The sequence below is a fragment of the Sabulicella rubraurantiaca genome, assembly GCF_017355885.1.
In the GTDB taxonomy this organism is placed as follows: Bacteria; Pseudomonadota; Alphaproteobacteria; order Acetobacterales; family Acetobacteraceae; genus Roseococcus; species Roseococcus rubraurantiacus.
Genome location: NZ_JAFEUU010000006.1, coordinates 15,603 through 38,938 on the forward strand (window position 1 = coordinate 15,603; position 23,336 = coordinate 38,938).

The window sequence follows — 23,336 nt, forward strand, 5'->3', positions numbered from 1 at the left end:
TTCAGGTCACCTTGCTTGCCAGTTCGGGGATTCCGCCCATGGAGACGATGTGGGCGTAGATGGCCTCGAGCCATCCCTTGTCGCGCAGCGTGGCGAGGTCCTTGGCCGGAAGCTTCGCCAGCGCGTCGCGCTGCACGGCATGGAACCCGTCCATGCGCCGCTGCTGCCCGTCCACGGTGAACTCGATGGAGGAGGGGCCGAGCAGCCCCTTCTTCGCGAGGCCTTCCGCCATCTCCCGCGTGCGGACGAAGGCATTCTCCACGGCGCGGCTGAACTCGAAGGCGCGGCGGGCCGTCTCCGTCGCCTCGCCCTTCTCGTCGAACAGGGGCTCGCCCTCGGTCTCGGAGAGCTGCGGCGCGGAGGGGTCGAGGCACAGGGCGAGATCGCCCGTCGTCTCGTTCACGCGCACCAGGAAGAAGGGGAAGCGTCGAAGATAGGAGGGGACGTAGCCGCCCTCCCGCCACTTGCTGCCCTGCACGAACAGGTTGGAGTTGGCGCGCAGCCCCGTCACGGCGACGGGCATGTGCGGCAGGTCGGAGGCGAAGACGATCGCCATGTGGCGGGCGACGTGGCTGAACTCCTCCAGCGCCACGGGCACCGCAGCCAGCCCGGCCGCGAATCCGTGACCGGCGTCGCGCAGCCGCAGCTTGCCGTGCGTGGCCGGGTTCAGCGGCTCCATCCGCGAGTAGAGGGGGGGGAGGCGGATCACGGGCGGCGCGGCGGCGTCTGACATCCGGGATTCCTGCCTGAAATTCGGCGCGGCGACCATAGCCCTCCCTTGCGGGAGCACAACGAACCGGCGCATCCTACCAAACGAGGCAAGCTCGAAGAAAACGAAATGTCCAACGAATCCGATCCTTCCGATTCTGGCTCCCCGCGGCTGCGGCGGCGCCTCCTGGTGACGCGCGCGGCTCTCGGCCTGGGGGCGAGCGCAGCGGTGGCCGGGGGCGCGGCGGCGCAAAGCGGCCGATCCGACAATGACCCGCGCGACGCCGCCGGCTATGGCCGTTCGGGCCGCACGGATAACGACCCGACGGACGGGGCAGGGCGCGGTCGCGCCAGGTCGCGCGGCGTCACCGACAACGACCCGTCGGACGGCATGGGACGTGGGCGCGGCGCCGGCACCGGCCGATCCGACAACGACCCGCGCGACGCCGCCGGCTATGGCCGCTCCGGCCGCACCGACAATGACCCGACGGATGGGGTCGGTCGGGGAAGGCGCTGAGCCATGGCGGAGGATGATGCCGGCAAGGGGAGGCTGGGACGACGCCTCCTGGCGCTGAAGCTGTCCGCAGGGGCGGCGGCGCTGGCGGGCTGCGTGCCCAACCAGCCCCAGCCCGTTTATGCCGTGCCCGTTCCCGCTCGCCCCATGGGCACGGGCCGCACGGATAGCGACCCGCGCGACGGGGTGGGACAGGGGCGCGGCTATGGCTACGGCTCCGGCCGGACGGACAGCGATCCGCGCGACGGGGTCGGCGCCGGGCGCGGCAATCTGGGCTACGCCACCGGCCGCACCGACAGCGACCCGCGCGATGGGGTCGGCCAGGGCCGTGGTGGCTATTATGGCGGTGGCTATACCGGACGTTCCGACAGCGACCCGCACGATGCAGCGGGACGCGGGCGTGGGGTCACGGTCCCCTACCGCACCGGCCGCACGGACAGCGACCCGCGCGACGCCCCCGGCCGGGGCCGGACCGGCTGGTGAGCCTCGCCGAGGAAGCCTTCGCCACTGCCTTTCCCGGGCTGGCGGTCGAGGATGTGCTGGCACTGCGCGAAGGCCGGGACTGGCGCCTGTTCCGCGGCAACGACCCGGCTCGCTTCGCTGGGTTGCTGTCCGTCGCCGACCTGGACGCGCATCTGCGGACCGACGGCGCCCGCTCGCCGCGCGTCTCCATGGCGGACGAGGCGCGCGAGGGCAGCGCCGGCGTGCCGGAGCATGAATTCACCCTGCCGGATGGGCGGGTGGACCTGCCGCGCCTCTTCCAGCGCTTCGATGCCGGGGCGTCGCTGGTCGTGTCGCAATTCCACGAGACGCACCCGCCCCTGCAGCGCTTCTGCCGCGGCCTGGAGAAGCTGTTCCTGCATGGGGTGCAGGCGAATATCTACCTGACGCCGCCGGGCGCCCAGGGCTTCCGCACCCATTACGACACGCATGATGTGCTGGTGCTTCAGGTCGAGGGCCGCAAGCGCTGGCGCGTCTGGGATGGGGAGCGCGTCCCGCGCCCGACACGCCGCACCCCCTGGCCCGGCGACCTCCCGCCCGAGGGGGAGCCGCACGTGCTGTCGCTGGCGCCGGGCGACGCGCTCTACCTCCCGCGCGGGGTGATGCACGACGCGGCGACGGAGCCGGGCGAGCGTTCCCTGCACATCACGGTCGGGCTGCTGGAGCCCTCCTGGGCCCAGGCCATCCGCGCCCTGGTGGATGCGGCGGAGCTGGACGACCCAGCGCTGCGCGAGGCGGTGCCAACCTGGCGCATCGGCGAGACGGAGTTCGAGGCGACGCTGGCTGAGAAGCTGGCGCGGCTCGCAGGGGCGGAGCAGGCGGAGCGTCTGGCAAATCTGCTGCTGGAGCAGCTGTCGCGCGACCGTCAGCCCCTACCCGCGCGCGGCCTCTTCGCCCCCATGCCGGAGGGAGCGCTGCGGCTTTCCGACGGGATGCACCACCATCTCGCCCAGGCACCGGACGGCATGGCGGCGCTGCATTGGAGCAGCGGCCGCCTCACCCTGACGCCCGAGGAGGCGGAGGCGGTGATCGCGCTGGCCGAGGGCGCCGTCCCCACCGACCGCGTCCTGGCGGAGAAGCTTTGGCGGATGGGCCTGCTGGAGCCCGTCAGCGACCTGCCCCCGGCGTGACGCCGAAGGCGGCGCGGAAGGCCGCGCCGAAGGCGGGGGCGCTGCCGTAGCCCACGGCGGCCGCCGCCCGCGTCGGGGTTGCGCCCTGGGCCAGCAGCGCCGCCGCCTCGGCGAGGCGCAGCGCCTGGCGCCAGCGCGCGAAGCCCATGCCCGTTTCCTGCCGGAACAGCCGCGCCAGGGTGCGGGCGCTGGCGCCGCAGCGCGCCGCATGCTCCTCCAGCGTCAACGGGCTGGCCGGGTTGGCGCGCAGCGCCTCCGCGAGGCGCCGCAGCCGGGGGTCGCGCAGCGCCGGCACGGCGAGGGGCAGGCGCGGGGCACGCGCCACCTCCTCCGCGATCAGCGCGGCGAGGTGGCCGCCGCGCCCGGCCTCGTCCCATTCCAGCGGCTCAGCACAGGCGGCCAGGATCAGCTCGCGCAGCAGGGGCGAGACGCCAAGCACGGCAGCGCGGCTCTCGCCCACCCGCGCCGCATCCTCACGGAAGAACAGGGCGCGCATCGCCACTTCGCCCTCCGTTCGGACTTCGTGCCCCATCCGGGCAGGCACCCACAGGGCGCGGCCGGGCGGGACGGTGAAGCCCGCCGCCTCCGTCCGGACGCGCATCACCCCGCGCGTGGCGTAGAGAAGCTGCGCCCGGGCGTGGTCGTGCCAGCCCGTCGCCTCGCCGTCGCGGTAGTCGCGCGCGAAGGCGGCCAGGGGCCGGTCCACCTGTTCCTGCGCCAGGGTGCGCTGGTTCTGTCCGTTTGCCGACATGATCCGTCCGGACGTCGCGAGGTGGACAGCATAGACTGGCGCCCATGAGCGCCACCACCCGCCAGATCGCCTTCATCAACGCCGCCCACAGCCTGACCCATTATGGGCTGCTGATCCTCGCCACCGCCGTGCTTGCGATGACGCAGCAGGAATCAGCGCGGTTCGGCGGGGAATACGGACCGATCCTCGCCCTCGGCACCGCCATGTTCGTGGTCTACGGGCTGGGGGCGCTGCCCATGGGGCATCTGGCGGCGAAGTTTGGCCGCAAGGCGCTGATGGTGGCCTTCTTCCTCGGGGCGGGCGGATCCCTCGTCCTGGCCGGCTTCGCCACGGGACCGATCTCCCTGGCCCTGGGGCTGGCCGGCTTCGGCGCCTTTGCGGCGATCTACCACCCGATCGGCACCGCCATCGTCGCCGAGGCGGGGGGCGACCGCGTCGGCCGCGCCATGGGCATCAACGGGGTCTTCGGCAATCTCGGCGTGGCGCTCGCGCCGGTCGTCACTGCCTTCCTGGCCGCCACGCTGGGCTGGCGCTGGGCCTTCGTCCTGCCCGGGCTATTCTCCGTCGCCATCGGCCTGCTCTACATGCGCGAGCCCGCCTATGACGCGCACAAGGCCGGCATCTCCGCCCGTCCCTTCCCGGTGATCCCGCGCGAAGTGGTGCGGCGCGCCGTGCTGACGCTGCTTCTGATCGCGGCCGTGTCCGGCCTCGTCTTCAACGCCTTCACCCTGCTGCTGCCCAAGCTGATGGAGGAAAGGCTGGCGGACAGCCCCGACCTGTTGCCGGTGGTCGGCATGCTCGCCTTCCTGGCGACGATCTGCGGCGGCGTCACGCAGTACACGGTGGGGCGGATGATCGACCGGCGCACGCTGAAATCGGTCTTCATGCCGCTGGCGATGGTGCTGGTGCCGGGGCTGCTCGCACTGTCCTTCCTCCAGGGCTGGGCGGTGCTGCCCGTCTCCGCCATTGTCGCCGCCGCGATCTTCGGCCAGGTGACGGTGAACGAGACGATGACCGCGCGCTACGTCGCGCCGGAGCTGCGCGCCAAGCTGTATTCGGTGCGCTTCACCATCGGCTTCATGGGCGCCGCCCTCGCCTCGCCGCTGGTCGGCTTCCTGCACGAGGCGACGGGCAACCTCGCCCTCACCATGCTGGTGCTGGCCGGGGTGGCGGGAGTGACGCTGCTCTGCTCCCTGTTCTTCCCCAACCGGCCAGAGGAGCTGCGGCCGGAGCTGTGGACGGAGCCCTCGGGACCGCGCGTGCAGCCGGCGGAGTGACATCGCCGGAGGCTTCGCCCCGGTTCCGCCTTTTTTGACTGGGCATGCAATTTCTGCTGCATTCGGCGGGGCTGCGCGCATCCTGGGCGTGGCACGGCGCAACAGGCAGGACCATGCAGAATACCGGCCCCAGCGCCCCCACCCCGGCCGATCTGTCCATTTGCGACCGCGAGCCGATCCACCTCCTGGGCGGCATCCAGCCCTTCGGCTTCCTCCTCGCCATCTCGCCGGATTGGGAGATCCGCCGCGCCTCCGCCAATGCTGCCGAATGGACCGGCATCGAAGCGGAAGCGCTGATCGGCACCCAGGCCCGCGCCCTCCTGGACGGGGAGGCGGTGCACGACATCCGCTCGCGCCTGCAGATGCTGATGGGCACGGCGCATGTGGAGTCGCTGCTCGGTCTCCATGCTTTCCCCGGCAAGCCGCCCGTGGACGTGGCGGTGCACATGGCAGCCGACGGCTTCGTGCTGGAGTTCGAGCGCCACGTGCCGGAGGATGCGGGCGCCGCCGCCGCGGTGCGCGATGCGATTGGGCGCCTGCAGAACATCGCCGATTTCCCCGCCTTGTGCCGCTCGGTGACGCGCCACCTGCGCGCCCTCTCCGGCTTCGACCGGGTGATGATGTACCGCTTCGACGAGGATGGCTCGGGCGAGGTGGTGGCGGAGGCGGTGCGCGCCGGGCTAGGCTCCTTTCTCGGGCAGCGCTTTCCCGCCTCCGACATCCCGCGCCAAGCGCGGGCGCTGTATGAGCGCAACACGATCCGCGTCATCGCCGACGTGTCGGCCGCGCCCATCCCGATCGTGCCGGCGCTGGACGCGGCAGGCCTCCCGCTCGACCTGTCCATGAGCGTGGGGCGCGCCGTCTCGCCCGTGCATCTCGAATACCTGCGCAACATGGATGTCGCGGCCTCGCTTTCCGTGTCCATCCTGAGGCAGGGGCGGCTCTGGGGCCTGCTAGCCTGCCACAACATGACGCCCCGCACCCTGTCCCTCGCCAAGCGCTCGGCGATCGACTTCCTCGGCCAGATGCTGTCCTGGCTGCTGGAAAGCCGTGAGCGCGAGGCGGGGCGCGTGGCGGAGCGCGTGGCCTACGAGACCCATGCCCGCCTCGCCGACGCGCTTCTGTCGCGCGGTTCCGGCCTTGCCGGGCTGGTTGACCACCTCGCGCCGCTGCGCGTGCAGATGGGGGCCGACGGGCTGGCGTTGTGCCTCGGCGGGCGGGTGACGGCGGATGGCGACGTGCCGTCGCAGGAAGCGCTGCACTCGCTGGTCACCCTGCTGGAGATGCGCTCGGAGGGGCGGGTGCTGGCGACGGATTCGCTGGGCACGGTCCATCCGCCGGCCGCGTCCTTCGCCGCCATCGGCAGCGGGCTTCTCGCCGTGCCGCTGCCGCGCTCCCCCCGCGACTGGATCCTGTTCTTCCGCAAGGAGGCGGCGCGCAAGGTCACCTGGGCCGGGCGGCCTGCCAAGGCGCTGGAGCCCAGCGCGGACGGGCTGCGCCTGTCGCCGCGCAAGAGCTTCGAGGCCTGGGAGGAAACGGTGCGCGGCCGCTCCCTCCCCTGGGGACTGACGGAAACCACCCTCGCGGAATCGCTGCGGGTCACCCTGCTGGAAGTGGCGCTGCGCCTGGCCGACCGGGCGGAGCGCGCCTTCCACGCCGCGCAGGACCGGCAGGAATTGCTGATCGCGGAATTGAACCACCGCGTCCGCAACATCCTGAACCTCACGCGCGGCATCGTGTCGCAGAGCCGCGGCGGGGCGGACTCGGTCACCGAGTTCTCGCGCATCGTGAGCCAGCGCATCCAGGCGCTGTCGCGCGCGCATGACCAGATCAACGACGGCAGCGGCGAGGCCGTCTCCCTGCGCAGCATGATCCTGCGCGAGGCGGAGGCCTATCTGGGCGTATCGCGCGAGCGGCTGATCATCGAGGGCGGCGACGTGACGGTGGAGCCGGGCGCGGTGGCCACCCTCGCCCTCGTGCTGCACGAGATGATCACCAACGCGGCGAAATACGGCGCGCTGCTCGGCTCGCACGGGCTGATCCGCGTCACCATCGGCCGCGACGCGCTGGGCGCGCTGGTGCTGGACTGGGTGGAAAGCGGTGGGCCGCCCGTGCGGGCGCCGTCGCGGCGCGGCTTCGGCTCCACCATCATCGAGCGCACCATCCCGCACGAGCTGAACGGCACGGCGGAGCTGGATTACCGCCCCGACGGGCTGGTGGCGCGCTTCACCCTGCCGGCGCAGCACCTGCGCGACGGCGTGGGCGAGGGCGCAATGCGGCCCCTTCCCGCCGCCGCGCCCGTTGCCTCCGGAACGGGGCTGCCGGACACGGTGCTGCTGGTGGAGGACAACCTCATCATCGCGCTGGAGACCGAGGACCTGCTAATCAATCTCGGCGCCCGCTCGGTGGAAACGGCGGCCTCGGCCGAGGGGGCGTTCCGGCTGCTGCAGGAATTGCGGCCCGACCTCGCCATCCTCGACTTCAACCTGGGGCACGGCAATTCCGTGCCGGTGGCGGAGCGGCTGCAGGCCATGGGCGTGCCCTTCGTCTTCGCCACGGGCTATGGCGAGGCCTCCTTCATCTCCGACGCGATGGAGAATGTGCCGGTGCTGCAGAAGCCCTTCGAGGCGGACAGCCTGCTGGCCGCCTTTGCCCGTCTCGGGACGCCCACCACGGCCCGCCCGTGAGCGTGGCCGAAGCCGGCGCACGCCTCTTCCTGCGCGAGGCGACGCGTGAGGCGCATGACGCGGTGGACCGGGCCTTTGGCGCCTATGCGCTGACGGGACGCGACGGCTATGCCCGTTTCCTGCGCGCCCAGGCCCGCATCCTGCCGGCGATGGAACGGAGCCTCGACCCCGGCCCCCTGCTGCCACCCTGGCGCGGGCGTGGCCCCCTGCTCAGCGCCGACCTCGCGGCGCTGGGCGAGGCGATGCCGCCCGCCGCTCCCCTCGCGCTGCCGCCGGGCGAGGCGGCGCGGCTGGGCGCGATCTACGTGCTGGAAGGCTCGCGCCTTGGCGGGGCGATGCTGGCGCGGCAAGTGCCCGCAGAGTGGCCGGGCGCCTTCCTCCGCACCCCCGCGCCTGCCGGCTTGTGGCGCGCGGTCATCGCGCTGCTGGAGGCCGAGGATTCCGGCCCTGCCTGGCGCGAGGAAGCGGCCGACGGCGCCCGCGCCGCCTTTGGCGCCTTCCTCGACGCGGCGCGCACTGCCTAGCACCCTCTGGGCGGCGGCGCGGCTTGGCCCCGCCAAGGTGGCGCAACTGCCAGAACATCAGCAACAGAACGGGGCCCCCGCGGAAACGCCGAGCGTTTTCGTGGGGAGAACTACACCTCGCGCGCTTCCGCCAAGATCAGGCGGCGCAGCCAGGCATGGCCGGCATCCGCTTCCAGCCGCCGATGGAAGACCAGTGACAACCGCGTGTGGCGCACATCCACCGGGGTCGGGCGCGTGACGAGGCCGTGCGACGCGGCCATCGCCTCGGCGAGGCGGGCGGAGAGGGTGATGATGAGGTCGGTCTGCAGCAGGATCTGCGGCACGGCCGAGAGATGCGCGACCACCGCGCCCAGCCGCCGCTGCCGCCCTGTCCCCTCCAGCGCCACGTCCAGCGCCCCGTCGCGCGAGCCATTGGCGGAATGGAGAAGCTGCGGCGTGGACAGGAAGCGATCCAGCGTCCATTCGCCCTCGGTGAGCGGGTGGTCGGGGCGCATCAGCGTCATGAAGGCCTCGGGCAGGAGGCGGATGCGGGTGTAGAGCGCGCCCGGTTCCGGTAGCACCGCGACGGCGAGCACGGCGTCGCCGCGTTCCAGCAGCGCCTCGGCATTGGTGCGGTCGCCATGGCGGATGGCCAGCAGGCAGCCCGGCGCCTCCCGTCCCAGCCGGGCGAGGAGGCGCGGCGCCAGCACGGCCTCCGCGTATTCGCTGAAGGCCACGGGGAAGACGCGGCGGCTCGTCGCGGGGTCGAAGGGCGCCTGGGCGGCCAGCGTCTCGGCCAGCCGGTCCAGCGCCTCCGCCACCGGGGCGGCGAGGGCGAGGGCAAAGGCCGTCGGCTCCACCCCGCCGGGGCGACGCAGGAACAGCTCGTCCCCCAGCGCGCCACGCAGCCGCGACAGGGCGTTGGAGACGGCGGGCTGCGACAGGCCCAGCCGCTCAGCCGCGCGCGTGACATGGCGCTCGCGCGCCACGGCATCGAAGACGCGCAGGAGGTTGAGGTCGAGCTGGGACAGGTTGGTCATTCGCGACGGTGATGATGGAGCTTCGCCTTTCCCATTGGAAGGGTTCGCGGCGGGGCGGCAGCTTCTGGGCAACGGAACAGGAGACCCCTTCCCATGAACACCCAGCCCCATGCCATCGCGCTTCTGCGCATCTCCCTCGGCCTCGTGCTGCTTGCCCATGGCTTCGTCCTGAAGATCCTGGGCTTCGGCCTGGGCGGGACCATGGCTTTCTTCGGCTCGCTCGGCTTTCCCCCGATCCTCGGCGCCTTCGTGGCGCTGGGCGAGACGGCGGCGGGACTGGCGCTGATCGCCGGCGTGCTGGTGCGCCCGGCCAGCCTGCTGGTCCTGCCCATCCTGCTTGGCGCCACTTGGCAGCATGCCGGCCAGGGCTGGCTGTTCACCTCGCCCGGCGGCGGCTGGGAATTCCCGGCCCTGCTCTCCGTCCTGGCACTGGCCCAGGCCGGTCTGGGCGCGGGCTCCTTCGCCCTGCGGCTCCCCATCGGGCGCCCGGCGGCGCTGCCCCAGACGGCCTGAGCGCCCGCTCCCCCGAACCCCCGCGTGGTCCCCGCCGCGCGGGGGTTTTTCGTGTTCAGCCGCCCAGCAACTGGCTCACCCGTTCAAAGGGCGGCCAGGCCCGGGCGATCTCCTCGTGGCGCAGCAGCACCGCCGCCGCCAGCGCCCCGAGCACGGCGAGGCTGGCGATCCAGGCCAGGATGAGCCCGGCCCCCCCGCGCCGCCGGGGCGGTTCCTCCACGAAGTCACGAATGGGGCGCGGCCCGGCCACCGGCATCAGCGGCGGCGGAAGCGAGCCGAGTTCTGTCCGGCCACGCGGCAGCGGCGGGAGTTCGGGCCGCAGCGCGGGCGGCTCCTCCAGCCGCGGCGGAGGCGACGCGGCTGGGGCAGGGCCGGGTGGCGGCGCTTCGGGCGGCGGGGCAGGCTCGGCCCCCGAAGGCACCCAATCCTGCCGGCAAGCGGAGCAACGCAGCTTCTTGCCCGGCGCGAGAAGCGACTCGGGCACGCGGTAGGCGGCGCCGCAATGCGGGCAGGTGATGTCCATCGTGGGACGGAATGTGCCAAGCCGGCCCCGTGGCCTACAAGGGGCCCGCGAAACGGGACCGAAGGAGGGGCAGGGGATTGGTTCGCTTCACGGGGGTCGGCGTGCGTTACGGGGGGCCGCGCGGACGCGCGGCATGGGGGCTGATGGGCGTGTCCTTCGCGCTGGAGCCGGCTTCCTTCACTTGGCTGCTGGGTCCCTCGGGCGCGGGCAAGTCCTCGCTGCTGCGGTTGATGCACCTGTCGCTGCGCGCCACGGAAGGCCGGGTGGAGGTGCTGGGCGAGGATGTCGCGCGCCTGTCGCGTCGGGCGCTGACCGGGCTCAGGCGTCGGATCGGTGTGGTGTTCCAGGATGACCGCCTGCTGCCGCATCTCTCGGCCTATGAGAACGTGGCCCTGCCGCTCCGCATCCAGGGCGTAACGGAGATGCGCCTCACCGCCGATGTGGGAGAGATGCTGCGCTGGGTCGGTCTGGAGCACCGGGCGGAGGAGCCGCCGGAGATCCTGTCGGGCGGCGAGCGCCAGCGCCTCGCCATCGCGCGCGCCATCGTGGCGCGGCCATCCCTGCTGGTAGCGGACGAGCCGACAGCGAATCTCGACGAGGCGCAGGCGCGGCGCGTCATTGCCCTGCTGCGCGAGCTGCATCGCATGGGCACCACCGTCGTTGTCGCCACCCACAGCGAGACCCTGCCCGTGGAATACCCCGCCCCCGCCTTGCGGCTGGAGGAGGGAAGGCTGGTGTCGCATGGCTAGGGGGGCGCTGCGCGGCCTGCGCGGCCGCGACCCGCTGGGGCTGCGGCGCGCCTTCGCCGACCGGCTCCTGCCGGCGCTGGTGGCGGCGATGGCGCTGCTCGCCGCCCTGGCGCTGGCCGGGGCACATTGCGCCGGGCAATTGGCGCAGCGCTGGCAGGCGGGCGCCGCCGGCCCCGCCCTGGTGACGCTGCCCGCCGGCGCGGATCTCCGGGCCGCCATCGCGGCGCTTTCCCCCCACGCCGAGGTGACCCCCGTGCCCGAGCCGCGGATGCGCGAGCTCCTCGCGCCCTGGGTGGGTGAGGTACCGGGCCTGCCGCTGCCGCGCATCCTGGAGGTGACGCCCACGAACCGGGCGGGGCTGGAGGCGGCGGTGTCCGCCCTGCCCGGCGCCCGGCTGGAGGGGCGCGGGGAAAGCGTGGCCCAGGCGGTGACGCTGGCGGCCGGGCTGCGGGCGCTGTCGCTGCTGCTGCTGCTGGTGATCGCGGCGGTGGCGGCGGCGCTGGTGGCGGTGGCGACGCGCGCCGGCATCGCAGCGCGGCGCGAGACCATCGTGATCCTGCACGAGCTGGGGGCGCGGGATTCCGACATCGCCGGGCGCTTCGCCGCGCGCCTCGCCGTGCTGTGCCTGGGCGGGGCGGCGGCGGGCACGGTGGTGGCAGCGGTGGCGCTGTGGTTCCTGGCCGGGGCGGCGGTGCCGGTCGCCTTGTCGCGCCCCGCCGCCTGGGATGACCTGCCCTGGGCGGGGCTGATCGCCCTGCCGCTCGCCGCCGCCGCGATCGGCTGGCTGACGGCGCGGCTGACACTGCGCGCCTGGCTGCGCCGCTTGCCCTGAGCCGGTGCGGGTGCGAAGCGGGGCGCGATGCGTCTCCTCCTTCTCGATGCCGCGCTGGATCGCTGCCTCGCCGCCCTGAGCGACAGCGAGACGGTGCTGGCCGAGCGCAGCCAGCCCGGCCGCCACGGCCAGCCCGCCGCCCTGCCCCCCTTGGCCGAGGCGGTGCTGGCCGAGGCTGGGATGCCGGATGCGGTGGCGGTCTGCGTCGGCCCCGGCTCCTTCACCGGCATCCGCGCCGCGCTGGCGCTGGCGGAAGGCCTGGCCCTGGCGCGGAACCTGCCGCTCTGTGGGGTTTCCGCCGGTGAGGCGATGGCGGCGGAATGCGGAGAGGGCTGGCCGGTCTGGAGCGCCACGGACAACCGGCGCGGCGGGATCTTCCTGGAAGGGCCGGGCGAGGCCGTCGCCCTGGCCGAGACGGCGCTGCCGATGCCGGAGGGGCCGGTGCGCCTCGCCGGGGATGCGGCGCCGCGCGCGGCTTCCCGCCTCCTAGCGCGAGGGGCGCGCATCCTGCTGACCCCGGTGCGGCGCCCTGGCGCGCTGGGACTGGCGCGCGTGGCGCTGCGCCGCCTGCGCGGCGAGGTCGCGCCGCGCGCGGCGGAGCCGCTCTATGTCGAGCCGCCGGCCACCACGTGACGCCGCGCCTGGCCGGACCGGAGGAGGCGGCGCTGCTGGCCGCCCTGCATCACGAAGCCTTTCCCCCCGGCGAGGCCTGGGACGAAGCCGCCTTCGCCGCGCTGCTCGGAAGCCCCGGCTGCTTCGCCCTGAGCGGGGAGGGCGGCTTCGTGCTGGCCCGCGCGGCGGGGGGCGAGGCGGAGATCATCACAATCGCCGTGCGGCCCGTGATGCGGCGGCGTGGGCTGGGACGCATCCTGGTCGAGGACGCGGCCGCCTTCGCCGCCGCGCTGGGGGCGGAGGAGATGTTCCTGGAGGTGGAGGAGGACAATGCCCCGGCCCTGGCGCTCTATGCCGCGCTGGGCTTCCGCCGCGTCGGGCTGCGGCCGGGCTATTACGGCGCGGGGCGCGACGCGGCGGTGCTGCGCCTGCCCCTGAAGCCCGTCACGGCTTCCTGACCCACAGCACGCCCTCGCCCTCCTCCAGCAGCTCGTAGCCCTGCTCGCGCAGGGTGCGGGGCAGGTTGCGGCGCGGCTCCTCCCCGGCGAAACGCAGCTCCAGCACTTGGCCCGAGGCCATGCGGTCCAGCTGCAGCCGGGCCCGCACGAAGGTCATCGGGCATGTCTCGCGCGTGATGTCGAGGCAATGATCGGACCGTTCCATTTGGACTCCATGGAAATGACTTGAAATTCTCAAGATGAGGCTTGCGGATCGGCGGAGAAAGTGAATATCCCTTCGGAGCAAGACGAAGGGAGATTGATCATGTCCGAAACAACGGCCGGCGCGGACCTGCTCGGATTGACGGCCGAAATCGTCTCGGCGCATGTTTCCAACAATTCCGTCTCGGTGACCGATCTCCCCAACCTGATCACCGAAGTCCATCGCACGCTTTTGCATCTCGGCTCTGGTCCTGCACCTCGGCCGGAGCCGGAAAAGCTTACTCCCGCCGTGCCGGTCAAGAAATCGGTGACGCCCGACTACCTGATCTGTCTGGAAGATGGAAAGAAAATGAAGATGCTGAAGCGGCATCTCCAGACCGCCTACAACATGACGCCAGAACAATACCGGGAGAAGTGGGCCCTCCCGCCTGACTATCCCATGGTCGCGCCGAACTACGCCAAGCATCGCTCCTCGCTGGCCAAGAAGATCGGGCTGGGGACCCAGGGCCGCAAGGGCGCCAAGGGCTGAGCTTGCGCGCCGCCACCGCCCGCCCCGCTGCCGACCACCCCGATCCCTCGCGGATCGAGCGCATGTGCATCGAGCGCGGGCTGAAGATGACGGGGCAGCGCCGCCTGATCGCCCGCGTGCTGAGCGAGGCGGAGGACCATCCGGACGTCGAGGAGTTGTATCGCCGTGCCTCCGCCCTGGATGCCCGCGTCTCCGTCGCCACGGTCTACCGCACCGTGCGCCTGCTGGAGGAAAAGGGCATCCTGGAGCGCCGCGACTTCGGCGGCGGCCGCGCCCGCTTCGACCCGGCCGATCGCGGCCACCACCATCATTTGATCGACGTGGATACAGGCACGGTGATCGAATTCGCCGACGCGGAGCATGACGCGCTGGCCCGCGCCATCGCCCGGCGCCTGGGCTTCGACCTCGTGCAGCTCCGTCTGGAGATCTTCGGGCGCAAGGCACCGGCGAAACGCGGATGAGCGAGGTGATGTTCGAGGAGCTGCGCTCCGGCAATCTCGGCGTGCGGCTGGCCCGCGACAGGCGCGAGGTGGAGGCGGCACAGGCACTGCGCTTCCGCGTCTTCTTCGGCGAGATGGGTGCCCGCCCCGATGCCGCCACGGCGGCGAGCGGCCGCGACGCCGATGCCTATGACGCGGTGGCCGACCACCTGCTGGTGCTGGACCATGACCGCGGCGAGGGGCCGGAAGCCGTCGTGGGCACCTATCGGCTGATCCGCCGCCCCGCCGCGGCGAAGCTGGGCCGCTTCTATTCCGAGGACGAGTACGACATCCGCCCTGTGCTCGACTTCCCGGGTGAGGTGCTGGAACTCGGCCGTTCCTGCACCGATGCCGCCTATCGCACACGCGGGACGCTGCAATTGCTGTGGCAGGGCATCGCAGCCTATGTCTTCGCGCACCGCATCGGCCTGATGTTCGGTTGCGCCTCCCTGCCCGGCACCGACCTGGATCGCAACGCGGCGCAGCTTTCCTACCTGCACCATCATCACCTGGCGCCTGAGGCGCTGCGGCCGCGCGCCGTGCCGGAGCGCTACATTCCGATGGACCGGCTGCCGGAAGGCGGGTTCGACGCGAAGCGCGCCATGTTGGAACTGCCGCCGCTCATCAAGGGGTATTTGCGCCTCGGCGGCTTCGTCGGCGATGGCGCGGTGCTGGACCACCCGTTCAACACCACCGATGTCTGCGTCGTCGTGAAGACCGACCTGGTGACCGACAAGTATTTCCGCCACTACGAGCGCAAGCACGGGGGCTAAAAAACTCGCGCGGCGCCGTCACGCCGCGCGAAGCTGCCTCGTCCTGGGGATGGAAACCCCCAAAGGACGCGTTCCATGACCCCTCGCCTCGACTTCCTCGCCACCGCCCCTGCCCTGCTCCAGCCGCTGATGAGACTGGAAGCCGCCATCGCCGGCAGCGGGCTGGACCATGGGCTGATCCATCTGGTGAAGCTGCGCGCCTCCCAGGTGAATGGCTGCGCCTTCTGCATCGACATGCATGTGCGCGACGCCCGCCGCGCCGGGGAGAGCGAGGAGCGCCTCTTGCTGCTCGATGCGTGGCGGGAGGCACCGCACTACACAGATCGCGAGCGCGCCGCCCTCGCCTGGACCGAGGCGCTGACCCTGGTCGCCACCACCCGCGCGCCGGATGCTGAGTACGAGGCGCTGCGGCCGCATTTCACTGACGCCGAGATCGTGGCGCTGTCCCTGCAGATCGCCTCGATCAACGCCTGGAACCGGCTGGCCATCGGCTTCCGCAAGAGCCCGGCCCTGCCCGCCGCGCGGGCGGCCTGACCATGGCAGGGCCCGACGACGTCGCCGCGCCCTTTGCCGCGCTGCGCGACGACCTCGTGGGCCTCGCCTACCGCATGACCGGCTCGCTCGCGACGGCGGAGGACATCGCGCAGGAGGCATTCCTGCGCTGGAACGCCGCCGAGCGCGACCGCATCGAGGTGCCGCGCGCCTGGCTGCTGAAGGTGGCGGCACGGCTCAGCCTCGACCACCTGAAATCGGCGCGGCACCGGCGCGAGATCTATGTCGGCCCCTGGCTGCCCGAGCCGGTGCTGGAGTCCGAGGAGCCGCCGCAGGAAGCGGAGCGGATGCGGGCGCAGGACCTGTCCGTTGCCTTCCTGCTCACCTTGCAGCGTCTCAATCCCGCCGAGCGCGCGGTGTTCATCCTGCACGACCTCTTCGGCACCCCCTTCGCGGAGATCGCGGTGCTGCTGCGGCGGACGGAGGCCGGGTGCCGGAAGCTGGCCGAGCGGGCGCGGGCGCGGCTCGACGCGGATGCACCACGCCGCGAGGTGCCGGAGGCCGAGGCGCGGCGCATCGCCGCAGCCTTCCTCGCCGCGTCGCGCGAGGGCGACGAGGCGGCGCTGCGCGCGCTGCTGGCCCGCGACGTGGTGCTGCACACGGATGGCGGCGGTGTCCGCCCCGCCGCACGCAACCTGATCGCGGGCGCGGAGAAGGTGGGCCGGTTCTTTGCCGGGCTGGCGCGCAAGCGAAGCGCAGCGCCGGAATTGCTGCATCTGGGCCGCATCAACGCCCTGCCCGGCTTCGTGACGCTGGAGGCGGACGGGCTGCCGCAGACCACCGCGCTGGAGATCCGCGATGGGCAGGTCGTCGCGATCTACGTGATGCGGAACCCGGACAAGCTCGGCGCGGTGCGGGCGCGGCTGCTGCCCTGAAGCGTCCTGGAGCGGGACGGCTGTCGCCGAATCGCGGCGGGCTGATAGGTTTCGTTTCCCCGCCGACACGACAAGGATACGCGATGCTTCGCCCCCTGCTTGCGCTTGCTGTTCCCTGCCTGCTGCTGACCGCATGCGGCGACGAGCCGGACGAAGCGGCGATGCGCACCGCGGTGGAGAAGCGGGTCGAGGCCGAGCAACATCAGATGCGGCAGATGCGCCAGACGATGAGCGGCATGGCCAGCGGCCTCGCCGGCGGGCGGCCCGCCGCGACCCAGGCCCCGGAGCCGAGCCTGCGCCTGGTGGAGTTCAGGAAGGGCAGCTGCCGCGAGGCTCAGGGCCAGCCCGGCCACATGTGCGACTTCACCATGACGGTCGAGCTCGACGGCGCCCGCAACACGAGCAACGCGTCGGGCCGGTTCTTCAAGGCCGGTTCGGGGCCGCTCGAGGTGGAGATCGCGCGCCGCTAGCGCGGCCGCCGGCCTAGTCCAGCCGCGCCTGCTCCCCTTCGATCGCCGCCTCCAACCGCTCCATCAGCCGCTCCCGGCCGGAAAGCGGCGGCAGGATGTGGATGCGCAGCGTGCCTGGGCGCTTCAGGAAGGAGCGGCGCGGCCAGAACAGGCCGGAATTGGTCGCCACGGGCAGGACGGGCAGGCCGGTCGTCTGCGCCAGGGCCTGCACGCCGGGCTGGTAGGGCAGGCGCTCGCCCGGCGCGGTGCGGGTGCCCTCGGGGAAGATCACGATCTGGCGCCCTTCCGCCGCGGCCGCCTTGCCGTCACGCATCAGCTTGCGCATCGCCGTCATGCCGCCTGTGCGGTCCACGCCGATATGCCCGGCCCGCTTCGCGTACCAGCCATAGATCGGCAAGAGGAACAATTCGCGCTTCATCACGAAGGCGACATCCGGCACCAGCGCGAACCAGACAAAGGTGTCGAAGGCGGATTGATGTTTGGAGGCGATGAGGGCCGCCCCTGACTCCGGCAGGTGCTCGCGCCCCTGCACCGCGATGCGCGTGCCGCAGACCAGGCGCAGCATCTTCACCATCAGCCCGGCCCAGAGATGCATCATCCGGCGCAGGAAGGGGCGCGGCCCCAGCAGCAAGGGCATGGCGAGCAGCCCCGCCGTTGCGGTCAGGCCGAAGAAAAGCGCGTTGAACAGGAGGGAACGCAGGGCAAGCATGCGGCGCGGGGTGCAACGGAACCGCGCGGAAGTCCACCCTGCGGCCGCTAGCCGGCGCCGGGCCGCCGCGCCAGGGCGAGACCGAGGCCCAGCGCCATCATGGCGCCGCCCGAGGCCTCGCGCAACCGGCGGACCAGCTGCGGCCGCGCAGCGGCACCCGTCCGGATGCCGGCGGCCGCCAGCGCGACGGCGATGTCGACCAGCGTGTTGAGAAGGACGGAGACGAGGCCCAGCAGGGCGAATTGCAGCGCCACGTGGCCCGCCGCCGGGTCCACGAATTGCGGCACGAAGGCGAGGAAGAAGGCCGCCGTCTTCGGGTTCAGCGCCTCCACCGCGATCCCTTCGCGAAAGGCGCGGCCCACCCCGATGGACGGCACCGCGACGCCGTTCCCCAGCGCAGCCGCCGCGTCCTGGCGGGCAGCGCGTATGGCGCGCAGCCCGATCCAGACCAGATAGGCGGCGCCGAGCAGCTTCAGCGCCGTGAACAGCTCCGCGCTCGCGAGCACGAGGGCGGAGACGCCGAGGCTGCCGGCCAGGACATGCACCATGCCGCCCAGCCCGGTGCCGAGGCTGGAGGCCACGCCCTCCGCCCGGCCGCCCGACAGCGCACGGGCGGCGACGTAGAAGATGCCCGGGCCGGGCGTCACAGCAAGCAGAAGGGCGGCCGCGAAGAACAGGGCGAATTGGGTGGCGCTGATCATGTTTGCTCCGTCAGATCGCGATGCGCACGCCGAGTTCCACCACGCGGTCCGGCGGGATGCGGAAGAACTCGGTGGCGGGCAGGGAGTTCCGGCTCATCACCGTGAAGAGCCATTGCTGCCAGCCGCGCATGCGCGGCACCGCCGCCGAGACGATGGTTTCGCGGCCGAGGAAGTAGGAGGCCTGCATCTGCTCGTAGGTGATCAGCCCCGCATCGTGCAGCCGCTCCAGCTCGCGCGGGATGTCGGGGCTTTCCTGGAAGCCGTAGCGGATGAGGACGCGGTGGATGCGGTCGGCCAGCTCCGTCACCTCCGAGCGGCGCTCGGGAGCGACCTGGGGGATGTCCTGGTTCTGCACGGTCACGAAGAGCACGCGCTCGTGCAGCACCTTGTTGTGCTTGAGGTTGTGTAGCAGCGCGCCGGGCAGGTAGTCGGCCTCGCCGGTCATGAACACGGCGATGCCCGGCACGCGCGTGGTGCGCGACTGTGGCAGGCGCGCGAGGAAGGAGGCGAGCGGCAGCCCGTCCTGCCGGATGCGGGCGAAGAGCAGCTGCCGGCCGCGATACCACACATACATCAGCGTGAAGGCAGCGGCGCCGATCATGATGGGCACGTAGCCGCCATCGGGGATCTTCAGCGCCGTGGCGATGAAATAGGCGATGTCCAGGACGAGGATCGGTCCGAAGACCAGCGTCAGCAGCAAGCGGTTCCAGCCGAATTGCCGGTGGAACACGATCAGCGCGAGGGTGGTGGTGCACAGGAAGGTGCCCGTCACCGCGAGGCCGTAGGCCGCGGCCAGCGCCTCGGAGTCACGGAACTCCAGCACCAGGATGATGACGCCGATCAGCAGCGCGCTGTTCACCTGGGGCATGTAGATCTGCCCCTCCTCCGTCGCCGAGGTGTGGCGCACCTCGAGCCGCGGCGAGAAGCCCATCTGCACGCATTGCCGCGCGATGGAATAGGCACCGGAGATCATGGACTGGGAGGCGATGATGGTCGCCAGCGTCGCCAGGATGACCAGGAAGAAGCGGAACCATTCCGGCGCCAGCAGGAAGAACGGGTTCTCGATGGCCGAGGGATCGCGCAGCAGCAGCGCCCCCTGCCCCAGGTAGTTCAGCGTCAGCGCCGGCAGCACGAAGGCGACCCAGGCGAGCTGGATGGGCTTGCGGCCGAAATGGCCCATGTCGGCGTAGAGCGCCTCCGCCCCCGTCACCGCCAGCACTACGCTGCCCATCGCGATAAAGGCGGCCGAGTGGTAGTGCACGCAGAACTGCAAGGCGTAGTGCGGCGACAGCGCTGCAAAGACCTCCGGGGCGAGCAGCGCCTCCATCAGCCCCAGCCCCCCCAACACGGCGAACCACACGGCGCAGATCGGCCCGAACAGCGCGCCGATGCTGCCCGTGCCGCGCCACTGCACCAGGAACAGCGCCAGCAGCACGCCGAGCGAGATGGGGATCACCAGCTCGTGCAGCCCAGGCCCGATCACCTCGAGCCCTTCCACCGCTGCGAGGACGGAGATGGCCGGGGTGATCATGCCGTCGCCCAGGAACAGCGCGGCGCCGGCGATGCCGATGAAGGCGATGAGGAGGCGCCCGCGCGGGCGCGTGGCGGTGCGCTGGGCCAGCGCCATCAGCGCCATGATCCCGCCCTCGCCCCGGTTGTCGGCGCGCATGACGATCAGCACGTACTTGATGGTCACGGTCAGCATCAGCGACCAGAAGATGAGGGAAAGGACACCCAGCACCTCCCAATCCTCGATGCCGCCCTCGGTGAAGTGCGACAGCGCGGCCTTCAGCGCGTAGAGCGGCGAGGTGCCGATGTCGCCATAGACGACGCCCAGCACGCCGATCAGCCCGGCTGGGGTGAGCTTGCGGTTGGGGTCGGCGGACATGGGGGTGCCTCGAAGGGGGGTTCTGGCCGGCGCGGAGGGTTATTCCCGCCGGACGCCCACAGCCAGCAGCGTCCGGCGCGGGACAGGGTTGCGGAAAACCGGGGCGCGCGCCAGCGCTCAGCCGCGCCGCAGCGCCTCGGCCACCGCCATCTGCAGCTCGGAGAGGCGGAAGGGCTTGCGGAGGATGAGGGCCTCGGAACCGGCCGCCGCCTCGATCGCCGCCGTGTCGGCGAAGCCCGTGGCGAAGAGGATGGGCAGGCCCGGGCGGCTGGCCCGGATGCGGCGCGCCACCTCCGCCCCGTTGATGCCGGGCATGGCGAAATCCAGCATGACGAGGTCCGGCACGCTCTCCTCCAGCGCGGCGAGGCCGGTGAGGCCGTCCTCCGCCTCGCGCACCGCGTAGCCCAGCTCGGCCAGCTGCTCGGCCAGCATGCGGCGCATTTCCGGGTCGTCATCCACCACCAGGATCTCGGCGCCGCTCGGCCGGGGCCGGACCACGCCGGCAGCCGCCTCGCTGCCTTCCGCCACTCCCTCGCTGCGCGGGAGGAGGAGGCGCACGATGGTGCCCTCGCCCAGCGCGCTCTCGATCCGCGCCGTGCCGCCCGCCTGGCGCGCGATGCCATAGACCTGCGACAGGCCGAGGCCGGTGCCTTCGCCGACGCCCTTGGTGGTGAAGAACGGGTCGAAGGCGCGGGCCGCGACAGCGGCGGTCATGCCCTCCCCCGTGTCGCGCACCGAGATCTCCACGTACTCGCCGGACCGCAGCTCCGTGTCCTGCGCGATGCGGATGCGGCGCGTCCCGATCACCAGCTCCCCGCCCCCCGGCATGGCGTCGCGTGCGTTGATGGCGAGGTTGAGCAGCGCCATCTCCATCTGCGTGGGGTCGGAGCTCACGCAGGCTTCCCGTTCCTCCAGCGCCAGCCGGATCGCGATCGATGGGCCGAGGGTGCGGGCGAGGAGGTCGCGCAACCCCTCCACCAGCGCGGCGGGGCGCAGCGGGCGGCTCTCGATGCGCTGGGCACGGGAAAAGGCGAGGAGCTGCGCGGTGAGTCGCGCGCCGCGCTCCGCCGCTGCCAGCCCGTGCTCGGCCCAACGCCGCACCTGGGAGGGGTCGTCGGGACGGCGATGGATCAGGTCTAGCCCGCCCACCACCGCGCCGAGCAGATTGTTGAAGTCATGCGCGATGCCGCCGGTGAGCTGGCCGATCGCCTCCATCTTCTGCGCCTGGCGCAGCGCCTCCTCCCGCTTGCGCTCCCAGGTCACGTCGCGGCCCACGGCGTAGAAATTCCCGTCCCCCATCACGACGGTCCAGGCGACCGTGGCGTAGCTGCCATCGGTGCGCAGCAGCCGGTTCTCGAACCCCTCGACCGAATGGCCGGCGCGCAGCGCCTCCAGCAGCGCGGCGATGCGCGGCATGTCGTCCGGATGGACGGAGGCGGCGAGGGGGCGGGACAGGATCTCCGCCCGGCTGAAGCCAAGCAGCTTGGTCCAGGCGGGGTTCACCTCCTTCAGGAAGCCATCGTCGCCCAGCACGCCGAACAGGTCGTTGGACAGCTCGAAGATGCGGTTGCGCTCGCGCGTGCGGGCGTCCACCTCCGCCTCCAGCCGCTCGTTCAGGGCGCGCAGCGCCTCCTCCGCCCGGCGGCGGGCCGTGACGTCGCGGCACACGCCATGGGCGCGCACCGCCACCCCCGCCATGTCACGCAGGATGCGCCCCTGGTTGTGCAGCCACAGCAGCCGCCCATCCGGGTGGCGGTAGCGGAACTCCACCTCGAAGGGCGTGCCATCCTCGATGGCGGCGCGCATCGCCTCCGCCACGGCGCGCGCATCCTCGGGCGGCATGCGGTCGTAATAGTCGCCGGATTGGTCGCCTGGGCCGAACACCGCCTCCGCATTGGCGGAGCGGCGGATGAACTGGGTGGCGAGGTCCAGCTCCCAGGTCACCATGCGCCCGGCCTCGAGGCCGAGGCGCAGTCGCGCCTCGCTGTCCCGCAACGCCTCCTCCGCCCGGCGCTGCGCCGTCAGGTCGGCCGTGACGCACAGGATTCCTGTCACCTGCCCGTCGAAGTCGTGCAGGGTAGTGACGTTGTTGTGCACCCAGACGGTCGAGCCGTCGGGACGGAGGTAGCGCTTCACGATCTCGAAGGAGGCGCCCGCGCTCGCCGCCTGGCCGAACTGGGGCAGGTTGCTGCCGAGGTCGCCCGGATCGGTGATGTCCTGCATCCGCAGCGCCAGCAGCGCCTCGCGCGGGCGGCCGACGATCGCGCAGTAGCGGTCGTTGACGCGCACGAAGCGCCCGGCGGTGTCCACCTCGGCGATACCCACCGTGGCCTGGGCGAAGATGGCGGCGAGATGCGCCTCGCTGGCCTGGGCTTGGGCTTCCGCGGCGGCGCGGGCAGCGGCGGCCCAGCCGCGCTGCGCCACCACCTCGGCAAGGCGCGCCTCGCCCTCCGTCCAGATGCGCGACCGCTTCGGGTCCACGCAGAGCAAAGCGACGAGCCGCCCGTCGCGCAGCAGAGGGACGGCGAGGCGGGAGGCGGAGCCCTCCGTCGGGACGGCGCGCCCGTCTCGCAGCGCGCCGGGATCGGGGAGAAGGCTGGCGAGCGGCAGCGAGGGCGGGAGTTCGGGCAGCGAACCGTCGCTCCAGGCGCCAGCGGCCCGCGCCTCCTCGCCCTCAGGCTCGGCGAAGAATGCGCGGCCGGCGTCCAGCTCGCGCGCCAGCGCCTCGGCCGCCGCGCGCCGCACCGCCTCCGGCTCCGGCAGGCCGCGCAAACGTTCCTCCAGTGCGTGAAGCACGGCGTCGCGCCGCACGGACAGAACGCGCCTCGTGGTCTCCGTGACGGCGCAGAACATGCCGAGCACCGCGCCCGCCTCGTCGCGCACCGGCGAGTAGGAGAAGGTGAACCAGGCGCGCTCCATGCCGCCGCCGCTCCGCTCCACCAGCAGTGGCAGGTCCTCGCGGAAGCTGGCCTCGCCAGCCAGGGCAGAGTCGATCAGCGGCGCGATGTCGGACCAGATCTCCGCCCAGATGTCTTGAAACCGCGCGCCCAGCGCCGCCGGATGCTTGTCGCCGAGGATGCGGGCGTAGCCATCGTTGTAGAGAAACCCCAGCTCCTTCCCCCAGGCAAGGAACATGGGGAATTTGGAGCCGAGCATGAGCGCGGTGGCGGTGCGGATCGCGGCCGGCCAGCCTTCCGGTGGGCCGAGAGGCGAGGCCGACCAGTCCAGCGCAGCCATGCGGCGCGCCATCTCGCTGTCTCCGGCGAGATAGCCGGAGGTGCTGGTGACGCGCTGCGTTTCCCGGTGGTCGTCCACGCGCGCTCCCTGTCCGGGCCGGTGTCCCGACCCAACTCCTGCATTC

26 protein-coding genes are annotated in these 23,336 nt (G+C 72.2%); 17 read left to right on the forward strand and 9 right to left on the reverse strand.

Annotation, left to right across the window (positions count from 1 at the left end):
* Position 1: 1 nt before the first annotated feature.
* Entirely contained in the window at positions 2–733 is a 732-nt protein-coding gene (locus tag JTJ31_RS11995; RefSeq protein WP_207538908.1) for a SapC family protein, read from the reverse strand.
* A 105-nt stretch (positions 734–838) separates the two neighbouring features.
* On the opposite strand from JTJ31_RS11995, the gene JTJ31_RS12000 reads away from it, so the two are divergent.
* The 3 genes from JTJ31_RS12000 to JTJ31_RS12010 are packed head-to-tail and all read left to right on the forward strand — an operon-like array spanning position 839 to position 2,853.
* Complete coding sequence (locus JTJ31_RS12000; protein WP_207538909.1) at positions 839–1,225, forward strand: hypothetical protein; 387 nt, start codon at positions 839–841, stop codon at positions 1,223–1,225.
* A 3-nt stretch (positions 1,226–1,228) separates the two neighbouring features.
* Positions 1,229–1,705 carry a hypothetical protein gene (locus JTJ31_RS12005; protein ID WP_207538910.1) on the forward strand — a complete coding sequence of 159 codons (477 nt, stop codon included), beginning with the start codon at positions 1,229–1,231 and terminating at the stop codon, positions 1,703–1,705.
* Positions 1,702–2,853 carry a cupin domain-containing protein gene (locus JTJ31_RS12010; RefSeq protein ID WP_207538911.1) on the forward strand — a complete coding sequence of 384 codons (1,152 nt, stop codon included), beginning with the start codon at positions 1,702–1,704 and terminating at the stop codon, positions 2,851–2,853. The genes JTJ31_RS12005 and JTJ31_RS12010 overlap by 4 nt, the downstream gene beginning before the upstream one ends.
* Here the strand turns inward: JTJ31_RS12010 and JTJ31_RS12015 are convergent.
* Positions 2,831–3,604 carry an AraC family ligand binding domain-containing protein gene (locus JTJ31_RS12015; protein ID WP_207538912.1) on the reverse strand — a complete coding sequence of 258 codons (774 nt, stop codon included), beginning with the start codon at positions 3,602–3,604 and terminating at the stop codon, positions 2,831–2,833. The two genes, JTJ31_RS12010 and JTJ31_RS12015, sit on opposite strands and share 23 nt — an antisense overlap.
* A 44-nt stretch (positions 3,605–3,648) precedes the next feature.
* Between JTJ31_RS12015 and JTJ31_RS12020 the strand changes: the two genes are divergently transcribed.
* The 3 genes from JTJ31_RS12020 (at position 3,649) to JTJ31_RS12030 (ending at position 8,092) form a co-directional block, all read left to right on the forward strand.
* Positions 3,649–4,881 (forward strand): MFS transporter, encoded by a 1,233-nt coding sequence (locus tag JTJ31_RS12020; protein ID WP_207538913.1) that lies wholly within the window; start codon positions 3,649–3,651, stop codon positions 4,879–4,881.
* A 113-nt stretch (positions 4,882–4,994) separates the two neighbouring features.
* Positions 4,995–7,568, forward strand: coding sequence for an HWE histidine kinase domain-containing protein (locus JTJ31_RS12025; protein WP_207538914.1), 2,574 nt, complete (start codon positions 4,995–4,997; stop codon positions 7,566–7,568).
* On the forward strand, positions 7,565–8,092 hold the full coding sequence (locus JTJ31_RS12030; RefSeq protein WP_207538915.1) for a biliverdin-producing heme oxygenase: 528 nt from the start codon (positions 7,565–7,567) through the stop codon (positions 8,090–8,092). The genes JTJ31_RS12025 and JTJ31_RS12030 overlap by 4 nt, the downstream gene beginning before the upstream one ends.
* Before the next feature lie 110 nt (positions 8,093–8,202).
* Here JTJ31_RS12030 and JTJ31_RS12035 read toward each other — a convergent pair whose 3' ends face one another.
* Positions 8,203–9,111 carry a LysR family transcriptional regulator gene (locus JTJ31_RS12035; protein ID WP_207538916.1) on the reverse strand — a complete coding sequence of 303 codons (909 nt, stop codon included), beginning with the start codon at positions 9,109–9,111 and terminating at the stop codon, positions 8,203–8,205.
* 93 nt (positions 9,112–9,204) lie between these two features.
* On the opposite strand from JTJ31_RS12035, the gene JTJ31_RS12040 reads away from it, so the two are divergent.
* On the forward strand, positions 9,205–9,624 hold the full coding sequence (locus tag JTJ31_RS12040) for a DoxX family protein (RefSeq protein ID WP_207538917.1): 420 nt from the start codon (positions 9,205–9,207) through the stop codon (positions 9,622–9,624).
* A gap of 55 nt (positions 9,625–9,679) precedes the next feature.
* Here the strand turns inward: JTJ31_RS12040 and JTJ31_RS12045 are convergent, their stop codons facing one another.
* Complete coding sequence (locus JTJ31_RS12045) at positions 9,680–10,147, reverse strand: zinc-ribbon domain-containing protein (RefSeq protein ID WP_207538918.1); 468 nt, start codon at positions 10,145–10,147, stop codon at positions 9,680–9,682.
* Between the two features lie 77 nt (positions 10,148–10,224).
* Here JTJ31_RS12045 and JTJ31_RS12050 point away from each other — a divergent pair, with 77 nt between their 5' ends.
* The 4 genes from JTJ31_RS12050 to JTJ31_RS12065 are packed head-to-tail and all read left to right on the forward strand — an operon-like array spanning position 10,225 to position 12,798.
* Positions 10,225–10,896 carry a cell division ATP-binding protein FtsE gene (locus JTJ31_RS12050; RefSeq protein WP_207538919.1) on the forward strand — a complete coding sequence of 224 codons (672 nt, stop codon included), beginning with the start codon at positions 10,225–10,227 and terminating at the stop codon, positions 10,894–10,896.
* Positions 10,889–11,728, forward strand: a complete 840-nt coding sequence (locus tag JTJ31_RS12055; protein WP_207538920.1) for an FtsX-like permease family protein — start codon at positions 10,889–10,891, stop codon at positions 11,726–11,728. The genes JTJ31_RS12050 and JTJ31_RS12055 overlap by 8 nt, the downstream gene beginning before the upstream one ends.
* 27 nt (positions 11,729–11,755) lie before the next feature.
* Positions 11,756–12,361, forward strand: coding sequence for a tRNA (adenosine(37)-N6)-threonylcarbamoyltransferase complex dimerization subunit type 1 TsaB (gene tsaB, locus JTJ31_RS12060; protein WP_207538921.1), 606 nt, complete (start codon positions 11,756–11,758; stop codon positions 12,359–12,361).
* Positions 12,358–12,798, forward strand: coding sequence for a GNAT family N-acetyltransferase (locus JTJ31_RS12065; RefSeq protein WP_207538922.1), 441 nt, complete (start codon positions 12,358–12,360; stop codon positions 12,796–12,798). The genes tsaB and JTJ31_RS12065 overlap by 4 nt, the downstream gene beginning before the upstream one ends.
* Here JTJ31_RS12065 and JTJ31_RS12070 read toward each other — a convergent pair.
* Complete coding sequence (locus JTJ31_RS12070) at positions 12,785–13,003, reverse strand: sulfurtransferase TusA family protein (RefSeq protein WP_207538923.1); 219 nt, start codon at positions 13,001–13,003, stop codon at positions 12,785–12,787. The two genes, JTJ31_RS12065 and JTJ31_RS12070, sit on opposite strands and share 14 nt — an antisense overlap.
* Positions 13,004–13,102: 99 nt before the next feature.
* On the opposite strand from JTJ31_RS12070, the gene JTJ31_RS12075 reads away from it, so the two are divergent.
* The 6 genes from JTJ31_RS12075 to JTJ31_RS12100 all read left to right on the forward strand — a co-directional run bounded on the left by JTJ31_RS12075 (position 13,103) and on the right by JTJ31_RS12100 (position 16,677).
* A complete protein-coding gene (locus JTJ31_RS12075) occupies positions 13,103–13,528 on the forward strand; it encodes a Ros/MucR family transcriptional regulator (protein WP_207538924.1) in 426 nt (141 codons plus the stop codon).
* A gap of 62 nt (positions 13,529–13,590) precedes the next feature.
* Complete coding sequence (locus JTJ31_RS12080; protein WP_207539211.1) at positions 13,591–13,989, forward strand: Fur family transcriptional regulator; 399 nt, start codon at positions 13,591–13,593, stop codon at positions 13,987–13,989.
* Positions 13,986–14,780: a GNAT family N-acetyltransferase gene (locus JTJ31_RS12085; protein ID WP_207538925.1), complete on the forward strand. Its 795-nt coding sequence runs from the start codon at positions 13,986–13,988 to the stop codon at positions 14,778–14,780. Before JTJ31_RS12080 ends, JTJ31_RS12085 begins: the two co-directional genes overlap by 4 nt.
* Before the next feature lie 75 nt (positions 14,781–14,855).
* Positions 14,856–15,314, forward strand: a complete 459-nt coding sequence (locus JTJ31_RS12090) for a carboxymuconolactone decarboxylase family protein (RefSeq protein WP_207538926.1) — start codon at positions 14,856–14,858, stop codon at positions 15,312–15,314.
* Between the two features lie 2 nt (positions 15,315–15,316).
* Positions 15,317–16,207: a sigma-70 family RNA polymerase sigma factor gene (locus JTJ31_RS12095; protein ID WP_207538927.1), complete on the forward strand. Its 891-nt coding sequence runs from the start codon at positions 15,317–15,319 to the stop codon at positions 16,205–16,207.
* 83 nt (positions 16,208–16,290) lie between these two features.
* A complete protein-coding gene (locus JTJ31_RS12100) occupies positions 16,291–16,677 on the forward strand; it encodes a hypothetical protein (RefSeq protein WP_207538928.1) in 387 nt (128 codons plus the stop codon).
* 13 nt (positions 16,678–16,690) lie between these two features.
* Here JTJ31_RS12100 and JTJ31_RS12105 read toward each other — a convergent pair whose 3' ends face one another.
* The 4 genes from JTJ31_RS12105 to JTJ31_RS12120 all read right to left on the reverse strand — a co-directional run bounded on the left by JTJ31_RS12105 (position 16,691) and on the right by JTJ31_RS12120 (position 23,290).
* Complete coding sequence (locus JTJ31_RS12105; RefSeq protein WP_207538929.1) at positions 16,691–17,386, reverse strand: lysophospholipid acyltransferase family protein; 696 nt, start codon at positions 17,384–17,386, stop codon at positions 16,691–16,693.
* 47 nt (positions 17,387–17,433) lie between these two features.
* Positions 17,434–18,087 (reverse strand): LysE family translocator, encoded by a 654-nt coding sequence (locus tag JTJ31_RS12110; RefSeq protein ID WP_207538930.1) that lies wholly within the window; start codon positions 18,085–18,087, stop codon positions 17,434–17,436.
* A gap of 10 nt (positions 18,088–18,097) precedes the next feature.
* The gene (locus JTJ31_RS12115; RefSeq protein ID WP_207538931.1) at positions 18,098–19,975 is read right to left on the reverse strand and encodes a potassium transporter Kup; all 1,878 of its coding nucleotides are present in this window, start codon (positions 19,973–19,975) and stop codon (positions 18,098–18,100) included.
* Positions 19,976–20,092: 117 nt separating this feature from the next.
* On the reverse strand, positions 20,093–23,290 hold the full coding sequence (locus tag JTJ31_RS12120; RefSeq protein WP_207538932.1) for a PAS domain S-box protein: 3,198 nt from the start codon (positions 23,288–23,290) through the stop codon (positions 20,093–20,095).
* Between the last annotated feature and the right edge of the window lie 46 nt (positions 23,291–23,336).

Excerpts from the sequence above, each read along its gene's own strand:
- JTJ31_RS11995 (WP_207538908.1), bottom strand. The coding sequence starts at position 733 with ATGTCAGACGCCGCCGCGCCGCCCGTGATCCGCCTCCCCCCCCTCTAC.
- JTJ31_RS12000 (WP_207538909.1), top strand. The coding sequence starts at position 839 with ATGTCCAACGAATCCGATCCTTCCGATTCTGGCTCCCCGCGGCTGCGG.
- JTJ31_RS12005 (WP_207538910.1), top strand. The coding sequence starts at position 1,229 with ATGGCGGAGGATGATGCCGGCAAGGGGAGGCTGGGACGACGCCTCCTG.
- JTJ31_RS12015 (WP_207538912.1), bottom strand. The coding sequence starts at position 3,604 with ATGTCGGCAAACGGACAGAACCAGCGCACCCTGGCGCAGGAACAGGTG.
- JTJ31_RS12020 (WP_207538913.1), top strand. The coding sequence starts at position 3,649 with ATGAGCGCCACCACCCGCCAGATCGCCTTCATCAACGCCGCCCACAGC.
- JTJ31_RS12025 (WP_207538914.1), top strand. The coding sequence starts at position 4,995 with ATGCAGAATACCGGCCCCAGCGCCCCCACCCCGGCCGATCTGTCCATT.
- JTJ31_RS12035 (WP_207538916.1), bottom strand. The coding sequence starts at position 9,111 with ATGACCAACCTGTCCCAGCTCGACCTCAACCTCCTGCGCGTCTTCGAT.
- JTJ31_RS12040 (WP_207538917.1), top strand. The coding sequence starts at position 9,205 with ATGAACACCCAGCCCCATGCCATCGCGCTTCTGCGCATCTCCCTCGGC.
- JTJ31_RS12045 (WP_207538918.1), bottom strand. The coding sequence starts at position 10,147 with ATGGACATCACCTGCCCGCATTGCGGCGCCGCCTACCGCGTGCCCGAG.
- JTJ31_RS12055 (WP_207538920.1), top strand. The coding sequence starts at position 10,889 with ATGGCTAGGGGGGCGCTGCGCGGCCTGCGCGGCCGCGACCCGCTGGGG.
- tsaB (WP_207538921.1), top strand. The coding sequence starts at position 11,756 with ATGCGTCTCCTCCTTCTCGATGCCGCGCTGGATCGCTGCCTCGCCGCC.
- JTJ31_RS12070 (WP_207538923.1), bottom strand. The coding sequence starts at position 13,003 with ATGGAACGGTCCGATCATTGCCTCGACATCACGCGCGAGACATGCCCG.
- JTJ31_RS12075 (WP_207538924.1), top strand. The coding sequence starts at position 13,103 with ATGTCCGAAACAACGGCCGGCGCGGACCTGCTCGGATTGACGGCCGAA.
- JTJ31_RS12080 (WP_207539211.1), top strand. The coding sequence starts at position 13,591 with ATGTGCATCGAGCGCGGGCTGAAGATGACGGGGCAGCGCCGCCTGATC.
- JTJ31_RS12085 (WP_207538925.1), top strand. The coding sequence starts at position 13,986 with ATGAGCGAGGTGATGTTCGAGGAGCTGCGCTCCGGCAATCTCGGCGTG.
- JTJ31_RS12090 (WP_207538926.1), top strand. The coding sequence starts at position 14,856 with ATGACCCCTCGCCTCGACTTCCTCGCCACCGCCCCTGCCCTGCTCCAG.
- JTJ31_RS12095 (WP_207538927.1), top strand. The coding sequence starts at position 15,317 with ATGGCAGGGCCCGACGACGTCGCCGCGCCCTTTGCCGCGCTGCGCGAC.
- JTJ31_RS12100 (WP_207538928.1), top strand. The coding sequence starts at position 16,291 with ATGCTTCGCCCCCTGCTTGCGCTTGCTGTTCCCTGCCTGCTGCTGACC.
- JTJ31_RS12105 (WP_207538929.1), bottom strand. The coding sequence starts at position 17,386 with ATGCTTGCCCTGCGTTCCCTCCTGTTCAACGCGCTTTTCTTCGGCCTG.
- JTJ31_RS12110 (WP_207538930.1), bottom strand. The coding sequence starts at position 18,087 with ATGATCAGCGCCACCCAATTCGCCCTGTTCTTCGCGGCCGCCCTTCTG.
- JTJ31_RS12115 (WP_207538931.1), bottom strand. The coding sequence starts at position 19,975 with ATGTCCGCCGACCCCAACCGCAAGCTCACCCCAGCCGGGCTGATCGGC.